Source organism: Streptomyces sp. TE5632 (assembly GCF_054061295.1).
Genome location: NZ_JBSSEA010000003.1, coordinates 4,168,741 through 4,191,166, shown reverse-complemented (window position 1 = coordinate 4,191,166; position 22,426 = coordinate 4,168,741). Strand labels below are relative to the sequence as shown.

Genomic DNA, 22,426 nt, shown 5'->3' with positions numbered 1-22,426 from the left:
AATGATCAATTACGGCCCCGGTGCCGCCCGTTCGAGTGAGAAACGGCGGTCCGGGGCCGCGTGCTGTCGGGCCTCCCGCCGCGCCCTGCCTAGCGTGCCCAGTGACCGATCGGCCTTGCCTTCGTTCCCCCGCATGGGGGATTTCACAGATCTCGCACGGCATTTCTGATCCGAACCGAGGTGTACGCCATGGTGGCCCCACCGGACAACGACGTACTCTGGGCACGCGCCCTGCACTTCCGGCACAAGGACGGTTCTCCCGGTCTGAGCGGGGTCTCGCTCGGCGTCGGGGAGGGCGAGATCCTCGCCGTCGGGGGCCCGCGCGGCAGCGGAAAAACGACCCTGCTGCGGTGTCTCTCCGGACTGGTGCCCGTGCGCAGCGGCGAGGTCTGGTTCAACAGCGCGCCCGTGCACACGATGAACCCCGCCGCCCGCGAGCGGCTGCGCCGGGAACGCTTCGGCTGGATCGATCCTGCACCGGTGCTCGTCCCCGAGCTGAACGTCTGGGAGAACACCGCCCTCCCCCTGATGCTGCGCGGCACCGCCCGGCGCCGGGCCAAGTCGACGGCCATGGAGTGGCTGAAGCGCCTCGACATCGGGGACAAGGCCCGCAAGCGCCCCGCGGACCTGGTGCACGCGGAGCGCCAGCGGGTCTGCATCGCCCGCGCCCTCGCCCCGGCCCCCTCGGTGCTGTTCGCCGACGAGCCGACCGCGCCGCTGCACCGCACCGACCGCCGGCACGTCCTGCGCACGCTCACCACGGCGGCCCGTTCGCACGGCATCACGGTGCTCCTCGCGACCTCCGACGCGGACATCGCGGCCCTCGCCGACCGCACCGTCTCGCTGCTCGACGGGCGCCAGGTGCGCACCGTACATCTGCCTCCGGTCTCCGAGACCGTCGAGACGGAGGGCCGGGCCACGTGCTCGCTCTCCGTCTGACCCGAGGCGCCCGTTCCGCCGTCCAGCTGCGCCGCCTTCTGGTCGCAGCCGCCTCCGCGGGCACGGGCTTTCTGCTCCTGTGCGCTCTCGCCCACGCGATCGGCCACCCGGACACTCCGTCCGTCTCACTGCTCCGGCTGGCCTGGTGCGCGGCCCCGCTGGCGGCCACGGTGTACCTCGCCGTCGCGGTGGCCCGGACCGACCCGGCGACCAGACCCCGGCCCGGGCTCTCGGCGATCGGCCTCGGCCCCGTGCGGCTGATGGCCGTCTCCGCGACGACCACGGCCCTGGCCTGCGCCCTGGGGTCGGTGGTCGCCCTCCTCGTCTTCCTCCAGCTGCGCGGCGACCTCACCGGGACGCCCCTCGGCGGGGCCGCCACCGAGTCCCTGGCCACGGGCAGGCCCCTGCCGCTCCCGGCGGCCCTGACGCTGCTGGCGCTGCTGCCGGTGAGCGCGTCGGCGGCGGTGGCCTGGGCGCTGCGTCCACGCGAGCAGGCCACGAACGCGTCCCCTGCGGGGCGGGCGTACGGCCGCTTCGGGGCGTACCGGAGTACCGCGGAGCGGGAGACGTTCGGGGCGTACGGACGCTTCGGCAGGCACCTGGCGGCGGCGACCCACGGCCGACGGCCTACCGACGGCGGGCGGCGACAGGAACCGGAGGCCGTCCCGGAGGAGACGCGGGTGCCGGTGCACGGGCCGGACGGTGCGGGCGACGGCCCCGCGCCGGCCGCCGGGGAGCCGGCCACCGTCCCGGCTGCCGTCCCGACCGGCGCCCGCTCGGCACCTTCCGGTCTGCCCTGGGGCATCGCCGCGCTGGCCGCGGGACTGGCCGTGGAGACCTACGCGAGCCGTGGCGGTGCCGCCGCCTCCCCCGGGGACCGGCCCGGGGCCCTGGCCGGTCTGGCGCTGACCGTCGTCGGCCTCACCTTGATCGGCCCCGGTCTCACCCATCTGTGCGGCCGTCTGCTGCAGTCGGTCCGCCCGGGCGCCCTGCGGCTGCTGGCCGGTCGGGTCCTCATGACGGAGGCCACCCGGATCGGCCGCCCGCTGGGCGTGGTCTGCGCCGTGCTGTCGGCCGCGTACGCCATGGGCCGGCACCACTACGCCGACGGCCTGTCGGCAGGGCCGCTCACCCTGCTCGGGGTGCTGGTGGTGACGGGGTGCACGGTGGCGACCCTGCTGACGGCCGCCGTCGAGGCCAAGCACGCGCACGCCGGTACCACGGCCGCGCTGCTGCGTCTGGGCGCTCCCGCCTCGGCCCCACGCCGGGCCGCGGCCCTCAGGGCCGGCGCGCTCCTCGCCCTGTTCGGGCCGCTGACCGTGACCGTGGCCGGGTTGTCGGCGCTGCCCCTGTCCGTCTGAGGGGCGGGAGAAGGCGAAGAGGATCCCCGCCGGGCGATGAGTTCCGGGCCGGCCCCCGGTCTACCCGTCGAACACCACGGAACCCGGCACCCCCAGGGAGAGACCCGACGTGTACCAGCAGATGATCTTCGTGAACCTGGCCGTCGACGACCTCGACGCCTCGAAGAAGTTCTTCACCGAGCTCGGCTACTCGATCAACGCGCAGTTCAGCGACGAGAACACCGCCTCCGTCGTGATCAGCGACACCATCGTGGCGATGCTGCACACCAGGCAGCGCTACGCGGAGTTCACGAAGAAGGAGATCGCCGACTCCGCGAAGACCAGTGAGGTGCTGCTGGCCCTGAGCTCCGAGAGCCGCGAGAAGGTCGACGAACTGGTCGAGAAGGCCGTCGCGGCGGGCGGCTCGGTCAGCGGCGAGACCCAGGACCAGGGCTTCATGTACGGCCGTGCCTTCGACGACCCGGACGGCCACACCTGGGAGATCGTGTGGATGGACCCGTCCGTCGTGGAGGGCTGAGGCGAGGCCCGTACGGCACGGCCCGGCATGAGCGGGTGGAGACGCTCCCCGCTCATGCTCCCCTCCTCCCCGGCTCCCCGGCTCCCCGGCTCCCCGGCTCCCCGGCTCCCCGGCTCCCCGGAGCGGATCGAGGCGGCTTCGGAGACGTTGAAACGCCCGGGCGGGCAATAAAAAGGCAAAGCCATGTCCTGCTGTCGGCATACGCGTTGACACTACTTATGCGCCGCTTATAGACCTGGGAGCCCCACGGGAGTGCTGATCTTCCGTCAACTCTCCCTCAACCCCCCGCATTTACGTATCCCGCAAAGGACAAACGTGGCAGTTCTGCCCGTATCACGTCGTACGGCCCCGCGCCGTACCGTCGCACGTACCGTGCGCGCCCTCGGTGTCGTCTCCGCGTCGGCCGCGCTCACCGTCGGTCTCGCAGGCAGCGCGGCCGCCTGCAACATCAACGAGTTCTCGGCCGAGGCCAAGTGCGTCGGTGACAACGGTGTCATCACCGTCACCGACGTGGACCCGGCCGGCGTTCCCGCCACCGTCACCGTGTTCCTGGAGAACAACGGCGCCGACGAGAAGAAGGTCGGCGAGCAGGTGGTCAGGGGCTCCCGCAAGGGCGTCACCATCACCTTCGAGGAGGACTGGAAGCCCAGCGCCGAGTACCGCATCCACGTCAAGGCCGCGCCCTACGTGGACGAGGACATCAAGCCGAACCTGACCACCCCGGCCACGGCCTGCAAGGGAGAGGAGGAGACCCCGGCTCCGGGGACCCCGGCTCCGAAGACCCCTGCTCCGGAGACCTCGGCCTCCACCTCGACCCCGGCCGAGGAGGCCGAGGAGCCCGGCACGCCGACTCCGTCGGAGTCGGAGCCCGAGAGCCCCGCCCCGGCGGACACCTCGGACAACGCTCCGTCACCCGCCGTCGGTGACTCGAACCTCGCCGAGACCGGCGCGGACTCCAACACCGGTCTGATCGCCGGTATCGCGGTGGTCCTGGTCGCCGTCGGTGGCGGTGCGGTCTTCTTCGGCATGCGCCGTCGCGGGACGAGCAGCGACAGCTGACACCTCACGCACAGCAGGGTGGCCCGTCCCCGCCGGGGGCGGGCCATCGCGCGTCCGCCGCGGGTCAGTCCAGTACGACGACCTCGGCCGCGTCGAACTCCACCCCGACCTCGTCCCCGACCTCCGGTGCCGCTCGGAGCGCGCAGGCGGCCTCCAGCCGGGGCGCTTGCCCGGGCTGGAGGCGGACCGCGACATGGGTGCCCCGGAAGGTACGCGCGGTCACCGTGCAGCGCAGGCCCGTCTCGGCCGGGACCAGCCGGACCCCGGCGGGCCGGACGAGCAGTGTCCGCGTGCCCTGCGGGGTGTCCGCCGGCACCGGGACCTTGCCCCACGGCGTCACCGCGACGTCCGCGCCGACCGTCGCCTCGACCACGTTCTCGAAACCCAGGAAGCGGGCCACGAACGCGTCGGCCGGACGCTGCCACACCTCAAGGGGCGTACCGGACTGGGCGATTCGTCCGTCCCGCATCACCACGACCCGGTCGGCCAGCGCGAACGCCTCGCCCTGGTCGTGCGTCACGGCGAGCACGGTGGTGCCCAACCTGCCGAACAGCTCCCGCAGTTCGACGACCAGCCGCTCCCTGAGCGTCCGGTCGAGCTGGCCGAGCGGTTCGTCGAGCATCAGCAGCCTCGGGCTGGGCGCCAGGGCGCGGGCCAGGGCGACACGTTGCTGCTCTCCGCCGGACAGCGCCGCCACCGCCCGCCCGGCCGCCCCGGGGAGTCCGACGAGGTTCAGCAACTCCCGTACACGGTCAGCCTGTTCGGTCCGAGACGTGCCGCGCATCCGCAGCCCGAAGGCCACGTTGCCGCCCACGTCCCGCTGCGGGAACAGCTGGTGGTCCTGGAACATCAGCCCGACCCCGCGCCGGTGCGCGGGCACGTCCGCCTGGTCGCGCCCGGCGAGCGAGATCCGCCCCGCGTCGAGGGGCTGCAGCCCGGCCACCGCCCGCAGCAGCGTGGACTTGCCGCTGCCGCTGGGCCCGAGCACGCACACGATCTCGTGCTCGGCGACCCCCAGGTCGACGGTGTCCAGCACCGCCCGTCCGCCGAACCGGACGGTGGCGGCCTCAAGGCTCAACAGCATCTAGAACTCCCCGGATCGGTCGGTCCGCAGTCGCTCCAGCGCCAGCAGCGCCACCGCGCACACGATCATCAGAATCGTCGACAGGGCCATCGCCTGGCCGTAGTTGAGGTCCCCCGGCCGGCTGAGCAGCCGCGCCACGGCCACCGGCAGGGTCGGGTGGTCCGGCCGCGCGATGAACACCGTCGCGCCGAACTCGCCCAGCGACACCGCGAAGGCGAACCCGGCCGCGATGAGCATCGCCCGCCGCACCATCGGCAGGTCCACCTCACGCCAGGCCCGCCACGGCGACGCCCCGAGCACCGCCGCCGCCTCCCGCAGCCGCACGTCCACGGCCCGCAGCACGGGCAGCATGGTCCGTACGACGAACGGGACACCGACCAGCGCCTGGGCGAGCGGCACCAGGATCCAGGAGGATCTCAGGTCCAGTGGCGGCTCGTCGAGAGCGATCAGGAACCCGAAGCCGACGGTCACGGCGGACACCCCGAGCGGCAGCATCAGCAGGGCGTCGAAGCCGCGCACCAGCCGTCCCGCGTCCCGCCGGGTGAGCGCGACGGACGCCAGGGAGCCGATCACCACGGCGATGACGGTGGCCGCGGCCGCGTACTGCAGGGAGTTGCCGACCGCCTCGATCGGCGCGACCAGGAACACTCCCCCGTCGTCCCGGGTCAGCGCCCGGTAGTAGCCGGCCCCGACGTCGCCGAAGGACCGTTCCACCAGCACCGCGAGGGGCAGGAGCAGCAGGAGGGCGACGGTGGCGACGACCCCGGCGAGCAGCGCCCACTGCCCGGTCCCGCGCGGCCGGCGTGCGGTGACGGAGGCGTCCACCAGGCGCAGCGCGGTCTCCCGCCGCCGCACGGTCCAGGCGTGCAGGGCGAGGATCGCGCCCACCGCGACGAACTGGATCATCGTCAGGACGGCGGCGGTGGACAGGTCGAAGATCTCCGAGGTCTGCCGGTAGATCTCCACTTCGAGGGTGGCGAAGGCGGGCCCGCCGAGGATCTGCACCACGCCGAAGGAGGTGAAGGTGAACAGGAAGACCATCAGCGCCGCGGCGGCCACGGCGGGCGCGAGCGCGGGCAGGGTGACGGTCCGCCAGGCCGTGAACCGTGAGGCGCCGAGCATCCGCGCGGCCTCCTCCTGCCGCGGGTCGAGCTGCCCCCAGAGTCCGCCCACGGTCCGCACGACGACGGCGTAGTTGAAGAACACGTGCGCGAGCAGGATCGCCCACACGGTGGTGTCCAGCCGGACGCCCCACAGCTCGTCGAGGAGGCCACCGCGCCCGACGAGCGCCATGAACGCCGTACCGACGACGACCGTCGGCAGCACGAAGGGGACGGTGACCACCGCCCGCAGCAGTCGTCTGCCGGGGAAGTCGAAGCGGGCGAGGACATACGCGCCGGGCAGGGCGATCAGCAGGGTGAGGGCGGTGGAGACCAACGCCTGCCAGGTGGTGAACCACAGCACCTGCCGGACGTCGGACTGCGCCAGTACGTCCCCGATCCGCCCGAGCTGCCAGACCCCGTCGGCCTTCAGACCGCGCGCGACGATCGCGGTGACGGGGTAGGCGAAGAAGACGGCGAAGAACGCGACGGGCACGGCCATCAGGCCGAGCCGCGCCGCGGTCCCGCGCCGCCGCCTTTGCCCGCGCTCTCGCACGGCGGCGGTCCGGCTCACTTCAGTACGAGCGAGGTCCACGACTTGACCCACTGGTCACGGTTGTCGGCGATCCTCGCCGGGTCCATCGTCTCCGGGTCCTTCGCCTGCGGCCCGTACTTCGTGAACTCCTCGGGCACCTGGGCGCCCTCCCGCACCGGGTAGACGAACATGTTGAGCGGCATGTCGTCCTGGAACTCCTTGGTGAGCAGGAAGTCGAGCAGTGCCTTGCCGCCCTCGGGGTTCTTCGCGTTGCTGAGCAGCCCCGCGTACTCGACCTGCCGGAAGCAGGTGCCGTCGGCGACACCGGTGGGAGCGGTCGCCGGCTTCGGGTCGGCGTAGATCACCTCGGCGGGCGGGGAGGAGGCGTAGGACACCACCAGCGGCCGGTCGCCCTTGGCCTGCTTGCCGCCGGCCGAGCCGGAGAACTCCTCGTTGTAGGCCTGCTCCCAGCCGTCGACCACCTTCACGCCGTTGGCCTTGAGCTTCTTCCAGTAGTCCGTCCAGCCTTCGTCCCCGTACTTCGCGGCCGTACCGAGGAGGAAGCCGAGGCCGGGCGAGGAGGTGGAGGCGTTCTCGACGACGAGGAGGTTCTCGTACTCGGGCTTGATCAGGTCGTCGAAGGTCTTCGGCGGGGTCAGGTCGCGCTCGCTGAACCACTCCTTGTCGTAGTTGACGCAGACGTCGCCGGTGTCGACCGGCGTGACCCGGTGCTTGTCCTCGTCGACGCGGTACTCGGGAAGGATCAGGTCGGAGTCCTTGGCCTCGTACGACTGGAACAGCCCGTTGTCGAGAGCGCGGGACAGCAGGGTGTTGTCGACGCCGAAGAAGACGTCGCCCTGGGGGTTGTCCTTGGTCAGGATGGCCTTGTTCACGGCCGATCCGGCGTCGCCGTCCTCCAGGATCTTGACCTTGTAGCCGGACTTCTTCTCGAAGGCGGCGATGACGTCCTTCGACGCGGCCCACGAGTTGTGGCTGACGAGAGTCACGGTCCCGGACCCGTCGGCACCGGACCCCTGGTCGTCGCCGCCGGACGAGCCGCAGGCGGACAGGGTGACCAGGCCCAGCCCGACGGCCAGGATCGTGACCTTCTTGGTGATGCTCACCGGATTCCTCCTGGGGGTGACCAGGAAGAGACGCGGCCCTGTCCGGGACCCCTCACGGGTACCCCGGGCAGGGCACAACAGCTCGAGTGATGACCGATCTCCCTACCCAGAATGACCTGGGCGAGGTTCGGAGGGTCTGCGGCCGATGCCGCACTCTCAGCGCTGTAGCGCTCCCCTGTCGGAATATGAACGTGTGTTGACCCGATATGAAGTTGTTGCCCTTGCAACGTCTTCTACGCCGGTCAGGCTACCTCTCGCTCGCGGCGAGCTGGCCACAGGCCCCGTCGATCTCCTGTCCACGGGTGTCCCGGATCGTCACCGGCACACCGTGCGCGGCGATCGCGTCCATGAACGCCTTCTCGTCCTCGGGCCGTGAGGCGGTCCACTGGGAGCCGGGCGTCGGGTTGAGCGGGATGAGGTTGACGTGCACGGGCCTGCCCTTCAGCAGCCGCCCGAGCCGGTCGCCGCGCCACGCCTGGTCGTTGATGTCCCGGATCAGCGCGTACTCGATGGACAGCCGTCGCCCCGACTTGGCCGCGTACTCGAAACCGGCGTCGAGGACCTCGCGCACCTTCCACCGCGTGTTCACGGGGACGAGGGTGTCGCGCAGTTCGTCGTCGGGCGCGTGCAGGGAGATGGCGAGGCGGCACTTGAAGCCCTCGTCGGAGAACCGGTTGATCGCCGGCACCAGCCCGACGGTCGAGACGGTGATCCCGCGCTGCGACAACCCGAGCCCGTCGGGCTCCGGGTCGGTCAGGCGGCGGATCGAACCCACCACCCGGTTGTAGTTGGCGAGCGGCTCGCCCATCCCCATGAAGACGATGTTGCTCAGCCGGGCCGGCCCTCCGGGGACCTCGCCGTCCCGCAGCGCCCGCATGCCGTCCACGATCTGGTGCACGATCTCCGCGGTGGACAGGTTGCGGTCGAGCCCGGCCTGCCCGGTCGCGCAGAAGGGACAGTTCATGCCGCAGCCCGCCTGCGAGCTGATGCACATCGTCACCCGGTCCGGATACCGCATGAGCACCGACTCGACGAGGGTTCCGTCGAACAGCTTCCACAGCGTCTTGCGGGTGGTGCCCTGGTCGGTCGACATATGCCGGACGACCGTCATCAGCTCGGGAAGCAGCGCCTCCTGGAGCTTGGCGCGGGAACCGGCGGGAATGTCGGTCCACTGCTCCGGGTCGTGCGCGTACCGCGCGAAGTAGTGCTGCGAGAGCTGCTTGGCGCGAAACGGCTTCTCACCGGCCGCTGCGACCGCCTCCTTGCGCTCGGCAGGCGTGAGGTCGGCAAGGTGCCGCGGCGGCTTCTTGGCTCCGCGCGGCGCGACAAAAGTGAGTTCTCCGGGCTTAGGCATGGCGGTACCAGTGTGGCAGATCCAATCGGGTGACCGCGCGAGCCGTCCGAGGGCGCCCGGGACCGCTCAGAACAGCCCGCCGACCAGAGCTGCGGCCCATGAGCCGTAACTCTTCCAGCAGTGGGACGTCCGGCAGTACAGACGCGGCTTGCGCCGACCGCCCTGGTCGATCAAGGTGTCGCACCATCGGCACGACAGTTCACCCCGGTACCTGCCGTCGTCCCCCAGCCGTTCCTGCGCCATGGCGGAAACCTACCCACGGGTGCACGCGCCGGACAGGGCGGAAGAACGGCCGCGGACGTGCTCGGGGCGGCCGGGCCCCTCCTGCGACGGGCCGAGCCCCCGCGTCCGGCGGGACGCGGGGGCTCGAGGAGGTCCGGGACCGGTGGGGTCAGCCGCCGACGAAGATCACCAGCAGCAGCCACACCACCGGAGCCGTGGGCAGCAGGGAGTCCAAGCGGTCCATGATGCCGCCGTGGCCGGGGAGCAGGGTGCCCATGTCCTTGATGCCCAGGTCCCGCTTGATCATGGACTCGCCCAGGTCGCCGAGGGTGGCGCTGACGGCGACCGCGAGGCCGAGCAGCAGCCCCTGCCACCAGGTGCCGCCGTCGATCAGGAACTGCATGCACAGCGCGCCCGCCGCCATCGCGAACCCGACCGCGCCCAGCAGGCCCTCGCGGGTCTTGCCGGGACTGATGCGCGGGGCGAGCTTGTGCGTGCCGAAGCGCCAGCCGACGGCGTACGCACCGGTGTCACTGATGACCGTGAGCAGCAGGAACACCAGGACCCGCCAGTGCCCGTCGTCCGCGGCCAGCATCATCGTGACGAAGGTCGCCAGGAACGGCACGTAGAACGCGGCGAAGACCCCCGCCGTGACGTCCCTGAGGTAGTTCTCGGGCGGCCCGGTCATCCGCCAGACCAGTACCGCCAGCGCGGTGAACGTCATGGCGATCCACGCGCCCTCGGTGCCCCGGACATACCCGGCGACGACCATGGCGGCCCCGCCGAGCGCGAGCGGCACGAGCGGCGCCCGGATCCCCTTGCGTTCCTCCAGCCGCTTGGTCAGCTCCCACAGGCCCACCACGACGGCGGCCGCGACGACGCCGACGAAGACCGCCTTGACGACGAAGAGCGACACGGCGATCACCGCGCCGAGCCCGACACCGACCCCTATCGCGGCACCCAGGTCGCGTCCCGCGCTCTTCTTCTGCGGCGGGGGCGCCGGCTGCGGGGCGTCGGGCATGGGCTCCGGATTCTGCGGCATCTCCCCCGGATGGGGGCGTGCCCGCGTCGTCTCGTCTGGGAACAGAGGGCCGCTCAGCCGAGCGGTCTCCCGGTCCATGTCCTGATCGGCGCCGTGTTCGGGCAGGTCGGGCACGACGGGCATGGGGCGAGTCTGCTGCGCGTAGTGCGCATCGTACGTGGGACCCGCCGGGACAGCTCCCTGGACGGGCCCCTGCTCGGGCGGCCCCCAGTACCCGGCCTGCGGCGGCGCCCCCCAGGAAGAGTCGTTCATCAGACCTCGAGCAGTTCCGCTTCCTTGTGCTTCAGGAGCTCGTCCACCTGCGCGACGTACTTCGCGGTGGTGTCGTCGAGCTCCTTCTCCGCACGGCGGCCCTCGTCCTCGCCGACCTCGCCGTCCTTGATCATCTTGTCGATGCCGTCCTTGGCCTTGCGGCGCACGGCACGGATGGAGACCTTGGCGTCCTCAGCCTTGGCCTTGGCGACCTTGATGAACTCGCGGCGGCGCTCCTCGGTGAGCTCGGGGAACACCACTCGGATGATATTGCCGTCGTTGCTCGGGTTGACGCCCAGGTCGGAGTCGCGGATGGCCTGTTCGATGTTGCGCAGGGCGCTCTTGTCGAACGGCGTCACCACGGCCATGCGCGGCTCGGGCACGGAGAACGAGGCCAGCTGGTTGATCGGCGTCAGCGCGCCGTAGTAGTCGGCCACGATCTTGTTGAACATCGCCGGATGCGCACGGCCGGTGCGGATCGCGGCGAAGTCCTCCTTGGCGACCACGACGGCCTTCTCCATTTTCTCCTCGGCCTCGAGGAGGGTCTCTTCGATCACCACTTGCTCCTGCGTGTCTTGAGTAGGCCCGGCCGCGGTTCCCTGGCGGGGCGGCGGCCGGCTGCGTCGCGTCTTCTTCCTGCACGGTTCCCGACCGGCGGGACATTGTCCATCCCCCGGCCCGGCCCGTCCCGTCCGTCCCCAGGAGTGTCCTGACTCGGACGGGTGGTTCTGGTCCGGTCAGTTCCGGTCCGTCTGGTCACCCACAAGTGTGCCGATCTTCTCACCCTTGACGGCGCGAGCGATATTGCCCTCCGTCAGCAGCTCGAAGACGACGATCGGGAGCTTGTTGTCGCGGCACAGGGTGACGGCCGTGGCGTCGGCGACCTTCAGGTCACGCGTGATGACCTCCCCGTACCCGAGGTGGTCGAACTTCACCGCGTCGGGGTTGGTCTTCGGGTCGGAGTCGTAGACCCCGTCCACGCCGTTCTTGCCCATCAGCAGCGCCTCGGCGTCGATCTCCAGGGCGCGCTGGGCGGCGGTGGTGTCGGTGGAGAAGTACGGCATGCCCATACCGGCGCCGAAGATGACCACGCGGCCCTTCTCCAGGTGCCGTACGGCTCGCAGGGGGATGTAGGGCTCCGCGACCTGGCCCATGGTGATGGCGGTCTGCACCCTGCAGTCCACGCCCTCCTTCTCCAGGAAGTCCTGGAGCGCCAGGCAGTTCATCACGGTGCCCAGCATGCCCATGTAGTCGGAGCGGGCCCGGTCCATGCCGCGCTGCTGCAGTTCCGCGCCGCGGAAGAAGTTGCCGCCGCCGATGACGGCGGCGATCTGCGCGCCGTCACGGACGACCGCCGCGATCTCGCGTGCCACGGCGTGCACCACGTCGGGATCGACGCCAAGGCCGCCGCCACCGGAGAATGCCTCTCCGGACAGCTTCAGCAGAAACCGGCCGCGTACTTTGCCGTCGTCGCTCTTCTCGGCCTTGGTGGTCATGGGGATCCCGCCTCTTTCACCTGTTGCACATACGAAGGAGGCCACTGCCGGTGGGGTGTGCTTCGCATCCCATGCGGCAATGGCCTCCTCGTCAGATCTGCTGTCACCCGGCACGCGCCCGTGCGTGACGGCGTGTCCGAACGACTGCTGACGACCCTATCGGGGTCGCGCGCCCGTCGCGGTACGGACTCAGATGCCGACCTTGATGCGCGTGAAGCGCTTCAGGGTGACACCGGCCTCGTCCAGGACCTGCTGGACGGACTTCTTGTTGTCCAGCGCGTAGGGCTGGCCGAGCAGCGTGGCCTCCTTGAAGAAGCCGTTGAGGCGACCCTCGACGATCTTCGGCAGGGCGGCCTCGGGCTTGCCCTCGGCGCGGGTGGTCTCCTCGGCGACGCGGCGCTCGGTCTCGATGACCTCGGCCGGCACGTCCTCCTTGGAGAGGTACTGCGGCGCGAACGCGGCGATGTGCTGGGCGACGCCCTTGGCGACCTCGGCACTCGGCTTGTCGAGCTCGACGAGGACACCGATCTGCGGGGGCAGGTCGGGCATCGTGCGGTGCATGTACGCCGCCACGTAGCCGTCGGTGAACTGGGCGAAGCGGTCCAGGACGATCTTCTCGCCCAGGTTGGCGTTGGCCTCGTCCACGAACGCCTGGACGGTCTTGCCGGCCTCGATCTCGGAGGCGAGCAGGGCCTCGATGTCGGCCGGGGAGGTCTTGGAGACGTGCTCGGCGATGGCGGTGGCCACGCCCTGGAACTTCTCGCCCTTGGCGACGAAGTCCGTCTCGCACTTCAGCTCGACGAGGACGCCGGAGGAGTTGTCGTCGGCGATGATCGAGACCACGGCGCCGTTCTCGGCGGAGCGGCCCTCGCGCTTGGCGACACCCTTCTGGCCCTTGATACGGAGCGCCTCGACGGCCTTCTCGACGTTGCCCTCGGCCTCGTCCAGCGCCTTCTTGCAGTCCATCATGCCGGCGCCGGTGAGCTCCCGGAGCTTCTTGACGTCGGCGGCGGTGTAGTTCGCCATGAGTCTGTGAGTCTTTCTCGAAGTCTGGAGGTTCGGAGATCCGCGGGTCCGCGATCCACGTGTAGACGCAGATCGCGGACTCACCGCTGACCTACGGGTGAACGGCGGGAGCGGACTTCATGTGGCCCGCTCCCGCCGTATCCGCACGGACGGGCCGGTCAGGCCTGGTCGGCCTCGGCGGCCGGGGCGGCGTCGGCCGCGGGGGCCTCGGCGGCCGGGGCCTCGGCGGCGGGAGCCTCAGCGGCCGGGGCCTCAGCAGCCTCGGCCGGCTTCTCGGCCTCGGCGGCGGCCGGGGTCTCGTCGGCCTTCTTCTCGCCCTCGAGCAGGTCGCGCTCCCACTCGGCGAGGGGCTCGCCGGCGGCCTTCTCGCCCTTGCCCTCGGTGGCGACACCGGAGCGGGAGATGAGGCCCTCGGCGACCGCGTCGGCGATCACGCGGGTGAGCAGGGTGACCGAGCGGATCGCGTCGTCGTTGCCCGGGATCTTGTAGTCGACCTCGTCGGGGTCGCAGTTGGTGTCGAGGATGGCGACGACCGGGATGTTGAGCTTCCGGGCCTCGCCGACCGCGATGTGCTCCTTCTTGGTGTCCACGATCCAGACGGCGCTGGGCACCTTCTGCATCTCGCGGATACCGCCGAGGGTCTTCTCCAGCTTGGCCTTCTCGCGGGAGAGGACCAGCAGCTCCTTCTTGGTGAGGCCGGAGGCGGCCACGTCCTCGAAGTCGATCTGCTCGAGCTCCTTGAGGCGCTGCAGACGCTTGTAGACGGTCGAGAAGTTGGTGAGCATGCCGCCCAGCCAGCGCTGGTTGACGTAGGGCATGCCGACGCGGGTGGCCTGCTCGGCGATGGCCTCCTGCGCCTGCTTCTTCGTACCGACGAACATGACCGTGCCGCCGTGGGCGACGGTCTCCTTGACGAACTCGTAGGCGCGGTCGATGTACGACAGCGACTGGAGCAGGTCGATGATGTAGATGCCGTTGCGCTCGGTGAAGATGAAGCGCTTCATCTTCGGGTTCCAACGGCGGGTCTGGTGACCGAAGTGGACGCCGCTCTCCAGCAGCTCCCGCATCGTGACGACGGCCATGGCCGTATCTCCTTGGGTTTCTCGGTTGTGCCGCGGGAGCCGGCGGTTCCCGCGCCTGACGCCCACGACGCGCCGTTGCCACAGAGGACCGAGGGGCGCTGACACCGGGAGCGGTCGCGACCGTGCGGTCATGACCGGACCTGATGTCGGGGCGTGCGAAGTCGACCCGGTGACCCGGATCGCCACCCAGAAGTGTACGGGACCCGCGGGGCACCGGGTGACGTCGTTGTCCACAACCGGCCGGTGGTCCACAGGTCCCGGCAGTGATCACGGATCTCGGAGAGGCTCCCCGCATGCGAGTGAGCCGATTTCCGAGGTCGTGTGCGCGCATGGCCGTCCTGCTGGTCCTGACGCCGGCGGTGCTGCTGTCACCACCGCCCCCTTCGCTGCCGTTGCCCGTGGCTCGGACGAGTGACACGGCTCCGCCGGTTGCCGATGCCGCCGATACCGCCGATACCGGTTCCGGTTCCGGTGCCGGGGCGGAGGTCCCCGGGTCCGGGGTTCCGGCCGTCGGGCGGGCCTGGCCCGTGGGGGTACGCCCACGGGTGCTGCGCGGCTGGGAACCGCCGGAGACCAGGTACGGGCGCGGACACCGCGGTGTGGACCTGGCGGCGGCGCCGGGGACACCGGTACGGGCGGTGGCGGCGGGCCGGGTCTCCTACGCCGGCCGGGTGGCCGGCCGGGGCGTCGTCTCGGTGGAGCTGTCCGGCACGGGCGCTCCACCTCTGCGTACGACCTACGAGCCGGTCCTGCCGTCGGTGGAGAAAGGGACCGAGGTGGCGCCGGGCGAGGTGATCGGCACGGTGGCGGCCACGGGCTCCCACTGCACGGCCCCCTGCCTGCACTGGGGCCTGCTGAGGGCGGACGTCTACCTCAACCCGCTCGCCCTGCTCCCGCCCCACCTGCTCGGCGGCCCCTCAAGACTCCTCCCGGTCCTCGGCGTACCGCTGCCAAAGTGACCGGGACACCGAAGGAGCGGGGTCAGGGCCGGAGGAGTCAGGGCCGGACGCCCCGGAGGGTCATGGCGACCGCCGCCTCCGTGATCGTCTCCGGACTCTCCGCGGCTCCCAGTTCGATCCGGCGCACGGCGGCGTCGACCACGCCCTGGAGCAGCATCGCCGCGAGCCGGGGTTGTTCGTGGCCCAGTTCGCCCAGCGCCTCGACGATCATCGCGACGAGTCCGCCGTGCGCCGCGCGGATCTTCTCCCGGGCCCCCGCGTCGAGTTCGCTCGCGGAGATGGCCACCACGGCACGGTGACGCCGGTCCCCGACCAGTTCCAGCTGCTTGCGGACGTACGCCTCGACCTTGGCCTCGGCGCCGTCGGCCGCGGCCATCGCGAACTCGACCTCGGCCGCCCAGACCGGGAAGTCGACCTCGCACAGCTCCTCGACGACGGCCGCGCGGGAGCGGAAGTACTCGTACACGGACGAGCGCGCCAGGCCGGTGCGCTCGGCGAGGGCGGGGAAGGTCAGCCCCTCCGTACCGCCTTCGGACAGCAGGGAGCGTGCCGCGTCCAGCAGGGCGGCTCGCTGCATCGACCGGTGCTCGGCCACGGAGGCCGCTCGAATCCTTGGCACGCCCACCACTTTACGGACGCCCCGCGCGAGGGGGGAGTCCTCGGGCCGAAACCGCAGGTGGGGCGGGTGCACCCGCAGCCTGCCGAGCCGCCGGCTCAGCCGCCGAAGCTCGCCAGTTTCGCCCTCAGCTGGAGTACGGACTTGGTGTGGATCTGGCTGACCCTGCTCTCCGTGACCCCCAGCACATGGCCGATCTCCGCCAGGGTGAGCCCTTCGTAGTAGTACAGCGTGACCACGGTCTTCTCCCGCTCCGGGAGCGTGTTGATCGCCCGTGCGAGGAACCGTCGCAGTTCCCGGCCCTCGGCCACCTCCACCGGGTTGTCGGCGGCGGTGTCCTCCAGGGTGTCCATCAGGCTGAGCCGGTCGCCGCTGTCGCCTCCGGCGTGCAGCAACTCTTCCAGGGCGACGACGTTCGCGAGGGACAGCTGGCTGAAAACCGCGTGCAGCTCCTCCACGGCGATACCCATCTCGCCGGCGACCTCGCTCTCCGTCGGCGTGCGCCTGAGCCGGGCCTCCAGCGTCGCGTACGCACGCTCGACGTTGCGCGCCTTCTGCCGTACCGAGCGCGGAATCCAGTCCAGGGCCCGCAGTTCGTCGATCATCGCGCCCCTGATGCGGGTGATCGCGTAGGTCTCGAACTTGATCTCCCGGTCGACGTCGAACTTCTCGATCGCGTCGATCAGCCCGAACACCCCGGAGGAGACGAAGTCCGCCTGGTCCACATTGGGCGGCAGCCCCACGCTGACCCGGCCCGCGACGTACTTCACCAACGGCGAGTAGTGCAGGATCAGCTGTTCCCGCAGTCGCTCGTCCCCCGTCGCCTTGTACGACCGCCACAGCTCGTCGAGCGTCGAGGGAGCGGGCGGCCGCACGCTGCCACCGTCACGGGCGGCTGGGGGGATCGCCGCCCGGTCGGACCCGGAGGTGTGCTGGGGCATTCGTCGCCTTGTGCCGTTCTGCAGCGGACCGTTGCCGCCTGCGTGAGCTGTCCGTCCGATACCGAGCCGCCCGTCTGCGCCTGCCCGGATCGCCTGCCGTGGTGTCCTCCCGTGCTGTCTTTCCGTATCGGGACGCTTGTGAGCGTAGCGTGACTGCGGGGTCGCGGTGCGCGAAGAAGTGAGGTCGGGGCGCGCGTGGAGGTTCCCCGACCCCGGCCCCGCCGGGTCGCGCTCGTCGCTCTGCGTGTTCACCCGGGTGTCCCAACTGACGTATTTTCCAAGGGGCGTGGACGTTCCCCCGGACGGCCGAACACACTCCGTCAGTGATCATCGGAGCCGTCCCCGACCGGGATCACCGCCTGGCGTGTCAACTTCCAGTCGTCGCCGTGTCGTTCGACGTATCCAAGTGCTCGCAGTTCGTACAGTCTCGCGATCGCGTCGTCGCGGGTGGTGCGCGCACCGCGCGCGATCCCCTCCACGTCGGCCGCCACCCGCGCCGGCAGCGCGTCGAGGACCTGGCGGGTGGCCGGATCCAGCAGGTCGCGGGGCAGTACCGGGCCGTGCCGGTCCGGGGCCAGTTCGCCCATGTCTCCGACCAGTTCGATGACCTCCGCGGCGTCGGTGACCAGTACCGCCTCCTGCCGCAGCAGTTCGTGCACCCCGGCGGAGCGCCCGCTGGTGGCCGGCCCGGGTACCCCCATCGTGTGGCGTCCCAGGCGCCGGGCCGCCCTGGCGGTCACCAGGGAGCCGCTGCGGTGGGCGGCCTCGACGACCACGGTGCCCCGGGTGAGCGCGGCGATGACCCGGTTGCGGAGGATGAATCTGCTCGGCGTCGGGTGATCACCGGGCGGCAGCTCGCCGACCACCAGTCCCTGTTCCGCGATCCTGGTGATCAGTCCGGTGTGTCCGCGCGGGTAGGGCCGGTCGACTCCGCAGGCGAGTACGGCGACGGTGGCGCCGCCCGAGCCGAGCGCACCGCGGTGGGCGGCGCCGTCGACCCCGTAGGCGCCGCCGGAGACCACGACCCAGCCGCGTTCGGCGAGTTCGGCGGAGAGGGTGGCGGCCATGTGGGCGCCGTACTCGGTGCAGGCGCGGGCACCGACGACGGCGACCGAGCGCAGCGCCCACATCCGCAGGTCGGCGGGTCCGCGCACCCACAGCCCGAGGGGCCGGCCGTCCCCCAGGTCGTCGAGTTGCCGGGGCCACTCGGCCGTCCCGGGACACACGAACCGCGTCCCGGCGTCCCGCGCGACGGCGAGATCCCGGCCCGGTTCGGCACGCTCGGCCCGCGCCAGCAGTCCGGCCCACCGCCGGCCGCTCACCCCCGGCAGCGGCTCGGCTCCGTCCCGCAGCCGTGACACCACCTCCCGCGCGCCCAGTTCCCGCACCCACCGCCCACCGGTCTCGTCGCCGGGTTCGAGGACACGGGTGAGGAAGATCCGGGCGAGGAACTCGTCACCGCGGCCGTCGGCCGGTTCGCGGCCGGGCCGCCCGCCCGCGGGCTCGTCGGCGCGGCTCATGTCAGCGCTCCGATGGCCATGGGCACGCCACGGGGGACGCCGGTGCGCAGTTGCAGCGCGAGGGCGACGTCCGTGGCGTCGGGCCGGTCGTGGCCGACCAGGTCGGCGACGGTCCAGGCGACCCGCAGCACCCGGTCGAGCCCGCGGGCGCTGAGCACACCGCGCTCCAGGCTCCGCTCGGCGTCCTCCATCGCGCCGGGCGCCGCGTGCCAGCGGCGGCGCAGCTCCCGTCCGGGGATGTCGCCGTTGGTGCGCCACGGGGTGCCGGTGAGCCGCGCGGCGGCGCGTTCGCGGGCCGCGCGCACCCGGTCGGCGACCGTGGCGGTGGATTCGCCGCGGGCTCCGTCGGCGGTCAGTTCGGCGCGTGTGACGCGCTCGGCCTCGACCCGCAGGTCGACCCGGTCGAGCAGCGGGCCGGACAGCCGGGCCTGGTAGCGGCGGATCAACGAGGGCGGACACTCGCACAGGGCCTCCTTCGGCGAGAAGCGGCCGCAGGGGCAGGGGTTGGCTGCCAGCACCATCAGGAACCTCGCCGGGAAGCGCACCACGCCGGAACTGCGCGCGATGACCACGTGCCCGGCCTCCAGCGGCTGGCGCAGGGCGTCCAGGGCGCGGCCGCCGAACTCGGGGGTCTCGTCCAAAAAGAGCACACCCCGGTGCGCGAGGGACACCGCTCCGGGCCGGGCGATTCCGGGGCCGCCGCCGACGAGCGCCTGCATCGTGGCCGAGTGGTGCGGGGCGCAGTAGGGGGCGGTGTCGATCAGGGGCTTGCCCGGGGGCAGCAGGCCGGCCACCGAGTGCACCGCCGTGACCTCCAGCGACTCCTGCCGGTCGAGCGGGGGCAGGAGCGAGGGCAGCCGCTCCGCGAGCATGGTCTTGCCCGCGCCCGGCGGTGCACACTGTTCGAGACACAGGAGGAACAGTGATCCCAGCTCAGGCAAGCCGCCCGTTGCGCGCCGCTATTTACTGTCGCATCTCTCGCGACGACGACTCCTCTACCTCTATTACTACGCAGGAGCAGGACGCACGGGCGTGGTGCCAGCTTCGCGGCTATGAAGTGGTCATGGTCCGGCATGACGTAGGGGTCAGCGGCAGTGTCCGGCCGGAAGACCGCGAAGGGTTCGGGGAGATCGTTGCTGCGCTCAGCGGCATTGATGTGGTGGTCGCTCGCAGCGTTGACCGTTTCTCGCGCGTAACTTCGCACTTCGCGACTCTGGTCGAATTGCTGGACAAGCGAGGCACCACCCTTGCCGACGTACAGGGGCAGGCAGACCTCACAAGCCCATACGGCCGCTTCGTCGTGACGCTCATGGTTGCTTTCGCTCAGCTTGAACGGGAAACGATCCAACAGCGCATCCTTCGGAGCCGGGTTGAACTCCGGCAGGGTGGTAAATGGTTGGGGGGTGCAGCGCCGTACGGCTATCGCATCGTGCCGGATGCCGACGGAAATAAGCGGCTGGACATAGACGAGAAAGCCGCAACCGTGCTCCGCAATGTAATCGACCGCGTGAACGAGGGGCACAGACTCAGCGCCGAAGTGGAGCGGTTGAATGCTTCCGGTGAGCTATCGCCTGGTGACTATCGCAAGGTACAGCGCGGGGAAGAGCTGGAGGAAAAGCGCGCTCAGTGGACGTATTCGGCGCTGTACCAGCATTTGCGCAGCGAAGTACTCCGTGGGTATCGGGTACAGGGGAAGCGCGATGAACGGCGCGTGGTGCGAGACAGCGAAGGCAAGCCCGTCCGGGTCGGTCCGGCGCTGATAGATGACAAGACGTGGCGCACGCTGCAAGCCACATTGGACGCAAACGGAGTTGAGACGAAACGGCCGCGTAAGAAGGCAACCATGCTCCTGCACGTGGCATGGTGCCCGCTGTGCAATGACGCCATGCACTACAACACGCGGGTCTATCAAGGCCGCCGCATGGATCAGTACGCGTGCCCGGCAGCGCGCGACAAGAACCGGCGTGACAAGTGCGCGGGAATCAGCGTGAACGCCGAGCGGGTAGAAGCCGAAGTAGAGAAGTGGCTTCTGACGAAGTTCGGTAACACCCCTTACTCAGAACGGGTGTTGGTCGGTGGTAACGACACAGCAGCAGTGATCGAAGAACTCGAATCCGATATTGCGGAGCTTGCCGCTTCGCTTGTTGGCTTGCGGGGTGTCGCAAAGGCCGCCGTGCTTTCCCAGCTTGAGGCACGCCAGGAAGCGCTAGAAGAGGCTCAGGCGGAGCCTGTGACCGAACCCGAATGGAAGTGGGTACCGACTGGCGAAACCGTCGCACAGCGCTGGGAGAATGCCGACACAGCGGGGAAGCGGCTACTCCTGCTGGCCATGCACGTACGGGCGAATATCGCGCCAGCGACAAAGGGCCGGAAGTGGGACCCGGAGCGTGTCAGCGTAGGTCTGCACTTCGATGATCCTGAGGCAGAAGCACTTGAGGCAGTCGCCCGCGAAGAGGCACTAGCCGACTCCTGACGCACCATCACTGAGCCCCCGTCTGGCACTTGCCGGGCGGGGGCTTTCTCATGCCCGCGAAGCGCCCCGTGCGGCCCTGTGAGCGCCGTTCGTTGCCCTGGTGGCGCCCGGTACCGGCGGCAGGCTCAGAGTGCGTTACAGGGGCCGTCAGACAGCGATGCCCGGCGGGGCTTCCCGTGCCCCTGTGAGCGGCTTTCAGGGCTTCGCTGGCGCTGGGTACCGGCGGCAGGCTGGCGGGCGCCCAGACGGGCGCTCAGGACGTTTGGTGACCGGCAGGCAAGGGGGCTTCCACAGGGGTTGCGGATATCCCGGCATGCGGACGGAGTTATCCACACTTCCTGTTGATATCTCACCGAGCGAGATTGGTCTAGACCTTTCATGGTCAGCGGGAAGGGCGAAACTACACTCCCTTACCTGACACCTCATCAGTTAGACCCCTTCTGACCTGCATAAACTCATCTCCAGTGTAGGAATGTATTTTTGACCCCCACTTCAGACTTACCTCGCGAGGCTTACAGGCAAAGCCAGAGTCGACCCCTGAAAGTACATTCCTACACTCTGCCCTGGTGGGGTAGCTTTTCGAGCCCCTTTTCGCTGCCGCAGCCGCATTTCTGCCAGTTTTGAGGCCACGGGGCATTCCTATTCGCGTGAGAGTGGTCACACTTTATGCCGGACCCTCAGAATCTCACCTTTTGGGTCCTCAATTCCCTAGACCAGGCAATCGACACGCTAGATACCCCTTAGGAGCGCGTGTTACGCCTCCATTGCGGGCCCGCCACTGTTAACGCCTGCCCCACATACCAAGCCCCCAACCTGACAGGTTGAGCCCTTCTGATGCCCTGTGGCGGAGCGTCAGTGAGGGAACTCCCTGTCAAGTTGGGGGCTTTTCTTGTTCCGCCACATAGAAAGACTTACCGCCATGACTACTGCCCGCGCTGAGTACGACACTGCGCATAGGCGTGTTGTTGACGTTAAGGGACCGGCCAGCCACAAGCCCTGTGCTTTCTGCGGGGCATACGCGGCCGACTGGTGCTATGACCACATGGACCCGGCAGAGATTTACCGGGATGGTTTCCTGTGGTCAAGCTCCACAGCGCACTACTTCCCGGCTTGCCGTAGGCACCACAGGGACTATGACCGGGCGTTCCGCCAGCACGGCAAGGCAGCACTACCCGCCTTCGCTGAGTCGCTGCGCAAGTCTTGGCAGGATCTCTACGAAGAGCGGCGGCAGGCTGTTGAGGCTAGAGCTGAGACCCTTTGGCGTGCCCGTGAGCGTGAGTTGGCAAAGAAGCGGCAGCGTGGTCTTGATAGGCCGTCCCCCGAAGCTGTCCGTGCTACTCGGGCGCTATTGCGTCGTGCTTACGAACATGGGCCGTCTGGAATTTCTCCGGAAGCCCAGCGCGCTTCCTGGGTTCGCTGGTCTGGTGATCAGCGATGACGCGCATTGCCTACGTGGCTGCTGACTCGTTCATCGTTGCCCTTGCAGGATCACTGTTCTACCGCGCTATAGGGGTTATCTAGTCACCTCCGGATATCCGTAGGTGCTCACATACTCCGCTGGAATCAGCGGTCAGGGCTAGTGTCATAGCCCAGTCTCCTAAGAGCGGGAGTAGTGCCCCGCATGTTCCCACCCCTGGTTTTCCTTGAGGCGCGATGCCTGACCAGGGGTGGGCTCACATTCTTCCCCGTCGCTCCCGGGCTATGCGTCCTGGTTCGGTTGAGCG

General features: G+C 69.9%; 19 protein-coding genes and 1 pseudogene. 6 read left to right on the top strand and 14 right to left on the bottom strand.

The window, feature by feature from the left end; all coding sequences use genetic code 11:
- The first annotated feature begins 189 nt into the window (after positions 1–189).
- From ACVW19_RS24480 to ACVW19_RS24465, 4 genes are all read left to right on the top strand, one after another.
- The gene (locus tag ACVW19_RS24480) at positions 190–939 is read left to right on the top strand and encodes an ABC transporter ATP-binding protein (protein WP_457461772.1); all 750 of its coding nucleotides are present in this window, start codon (positions 190–192) and stop codon (positions 937–939) included.
- The gene (locus ACVW19_RS24475) at positions 921–2,300 is read left to right on the top strand and encodes a hypothetical protein (protein WP_457461771.1); all 1,380 of its coding nucleotides are present in this window, start codon (positions 921–923) and stop codon (positions 2,298–2,300) included. The genes ACVW19_RS24480 and ACVW19_RS24475 overlap by 19 nt, the downstream gene beginning before the upstream one ends.
- Positions 2,301–2,409: 109 nt before the next feature.
- Positions 2,410–2,817, top strand: coding sequence for a VOC family protein (locus tag ACVW19_RS24470; RefSeq protein WP_457461770.1), 408 nt, complete (start codon positions 2,410–2,412; stop codon positions 2,815–2,817).
- A 372-nt stretch (positions 2,818–3,189) separates the two neighbouring features.
- Positions 3,190–3,876 (top strand): LAETG motif-containing sortase-dependent surface protein, encoded by a 687-nt coding sequence (locus ACVW19_RS24465; protein ID WP_457461769.1) that lies wholly within the window; start codon positions 3,190–3,192, stop codon positions 3,874–3,876.
- A 64-nt stretch (positions 3,877–3,940) separates the two neighbouring features.
- On the opposite strand, the gene ACVW19_RS24460 is transcribed toward ACVW19_RS24465, so the two are convergent.
- The 10 genes from ACVW19_RS24460 to rpsB all read right to left on the bottom strand — a co-directional run bounded on the left by ACVW19_RS24460 (position 3,941) and on the right by rpsB (position 14,193).
- Entirely contained in the window at positions 3,941–4,960 is a 1,020-nt protein-coding gene (locus tag ACVW19_RS24460; protein ID WP_457461768.1) for an ABC transporter ATP-binding protein, read from the bottom strand.
- Entirely contained in the window at positions 4,961–6,562 is a 1,602-nt protein-coding gene (locus ACVW19_RS24455; protein WP_457461766.1) for an ABC transporter permease, read from the bottom strand. It abuts the gene before it with no gap.
- A 68-nt stretch (positions 6,563–6,630) separates the two neighbouring features.
- Positions 6,631–7,719, bottom strand: a complete 1,089-nt coding sequence (locus ACVW19_RS24450; RefSeq protein ID WP_457461764.1) for a thiamine ABC transporter substrate-binding protein — start codon at positions 7,717–7,719, stop codon at positions 6,631–6,633.
- 247 nt (positions 7,720–7,966) lie between these two features.
- Positions 7,967–9,073 (bottom strand): 23S rRNA (adenine(2503)-C(2))-methyltransferase RlmN, encoded by a 1,107-nt coding sequence (rlmN, locus tag ACVW19_RS24445; RefSeq protein ID WP_457461763.1) that lies wholly within the window; start codon positions 9,071–9,073, stop codon positions 7,967–7,969.
- 66 nt (positions 9,074–9,139) lie between these two features.
- Positions 9,140–9,316, bottom strand: a complete 177-nt coding sequence (locus tag ACVW19_RS24440) for a hypothetical protein (RefSeq protein WP_457461761.1) — start codon at positions 9,314–9,316, stop codon at positions 9,140–9,142.
- Positions 9,317–9,464: 148 nt separating this feature from the next.
- Positions 9,465–10,589, bottom strand: a complete 1,125-nt coding sequence (locus ACVW19_RS24435) for a phosphatidate cytidylyltransferase (RefSeq protein WP_457461760.1) — start codon at positions 10,587–10,589, stop codon at positions 9,465–9,467.
- Complete coding sequence (gene frr, locus ACVW19_RS24430) at positions 10,589–11,146, bottom strand: ribosome recycling factor (RefSeq protein WP_055593130.1); 558 nt, start codon at positions 11,144–11,146, stop codon at positions 10,589–10,591. The genes ACVW19_RS24435 and frr overlap by 1 nt, the downstream gene beginning before the upstream one ends.
- Before the next feature lie 180 nt (positions 11,147–11,326).
- Positions 11,327–12,085 carry a UMP kinase gene (pyrH, locus tag ACVW19_RS24425; RefSeq protein WP_361453077.1) on the bottom strand — a complete coding sequence of 253 codons (759 nt, stop codon included), beginning with the start codon at positions 12,083–12,085 and terminating at the stop codon, positions 11,327–11,329.
- A gap of 189 nt (positions 12,086–12,274) precedes the next feature.
- On the bottom strand, positions 12,275–13,111 hold the full coding sequence (tsf, locus tag ACVW19_RS24420) for a translation elongation factor Ts (protein ID WP_457461757.1): 837 nt from the start codon (positions 13,109–13,111) through the stop codon (positions 12,275–12,277).
- Positions 13,112–13,269: 158 nt separating this feature from the next.
- A complete protein-coding gene (gene rpsB / locus ACVW19_RS24415) occupies positions 13,270–14,193 on the bottom strand; it encodes a 30S ribosomal protein S2 (protein WP_457461756.1) in 924 nt (307 codons plus the stop codon).
- 293 nt (positions 14,194–14,486) lie between these two features.
- On the opposite strand from rpsB, the gene ACVW19_RS24410 reads away from it, so the two are divergent.
- Positions 14,487–15,152 carry a M23 family metallopeptidase gene (locus ACVW19_RS24410; protein WP_457461754.1) on the top strand — a complete coding sequence of 222 codons (666 nt, stop codon included), beginning with the start codon at positions 14,487–14,489 and terminating at the stop codon, positions 15,150–15,152.
- Between the two features lie 37 nt (positions 15,153–15,189).
- On the opposite strand, the gene ACVW19_RS24405 is transcribed toward ACVW19_RS24410, so the two are convergent.
- The 4 genes and pseudogenes from ACVW19_RS24405 to ACVW19_RS24390 form a co-directional block, all read right to left on the bottom strand.
- Complete coding sequence (locus tag ACVW19_RS24405; RefSeq protein WP_457464767.1) at positions 15,190–15,747, bottom strand: TetR/AcrR family transcriptional regulator; 558 nt, start codon at positions 15,745–15,747, stop codon at positions 15,190–15,192.
- Between the two features lie 119 nt (positions 15,748–15,866).
- Positions 15,867–16,709 carry an RNA polymerase sigma factor WhiG gene (gene whiG / locus ACVW19_RS24400; protein ID WP_109381784.1) on the bottom strand — a complete coding sequence of 281 codons (843 nt, stop codon included), beginning with the start codon at positions 16,707–16,709 and terminating at the stop codon, positions 15,867–15,869.
- Between the two features lie 320 nt (positions 16,710–17,029).
- Positions 17,030–18,229 carry a DNA-processing protein DprA gene (dprA, locus tag ACVW19_RS24395; protein ID WP_457461752.1) on the bottom strand — a complete coding sequence of 400 codons (1,200 nt, stop codon included), beginning with the start codon at positions 18,227–18,229 and terminating at the stop codon, positions 17,030–17,032.
- A pseudogene (locus ACVW19_RS24390) lies at positions 18,226–19,122 on the bottom strand (ATP-binding protein); the annotation flags it as partial. The gene dprA and the pseudogene ACVW19_RS24390, both read right to left, overlap by 4 nt.
- Positions 19,123–19,151: 29 nt before the next feature.
- Here ACVW19_RS24390 and ACVW19_RS24385 point away from each other — a divergent pair.
- Positions 19,152–20,702, top strand: coding sequence for a recombinase family protein (locus tag ACVW19_RS24385; RefSeq protein ID WP_457461750.1), 1,551 nt, complete (start codon positions 19,152–19,154; stop codon positions 20,700–20,702).
- The last annotated feature ends 1,724 nt before the right edge of the window (positions 20,703–22,426 follow it).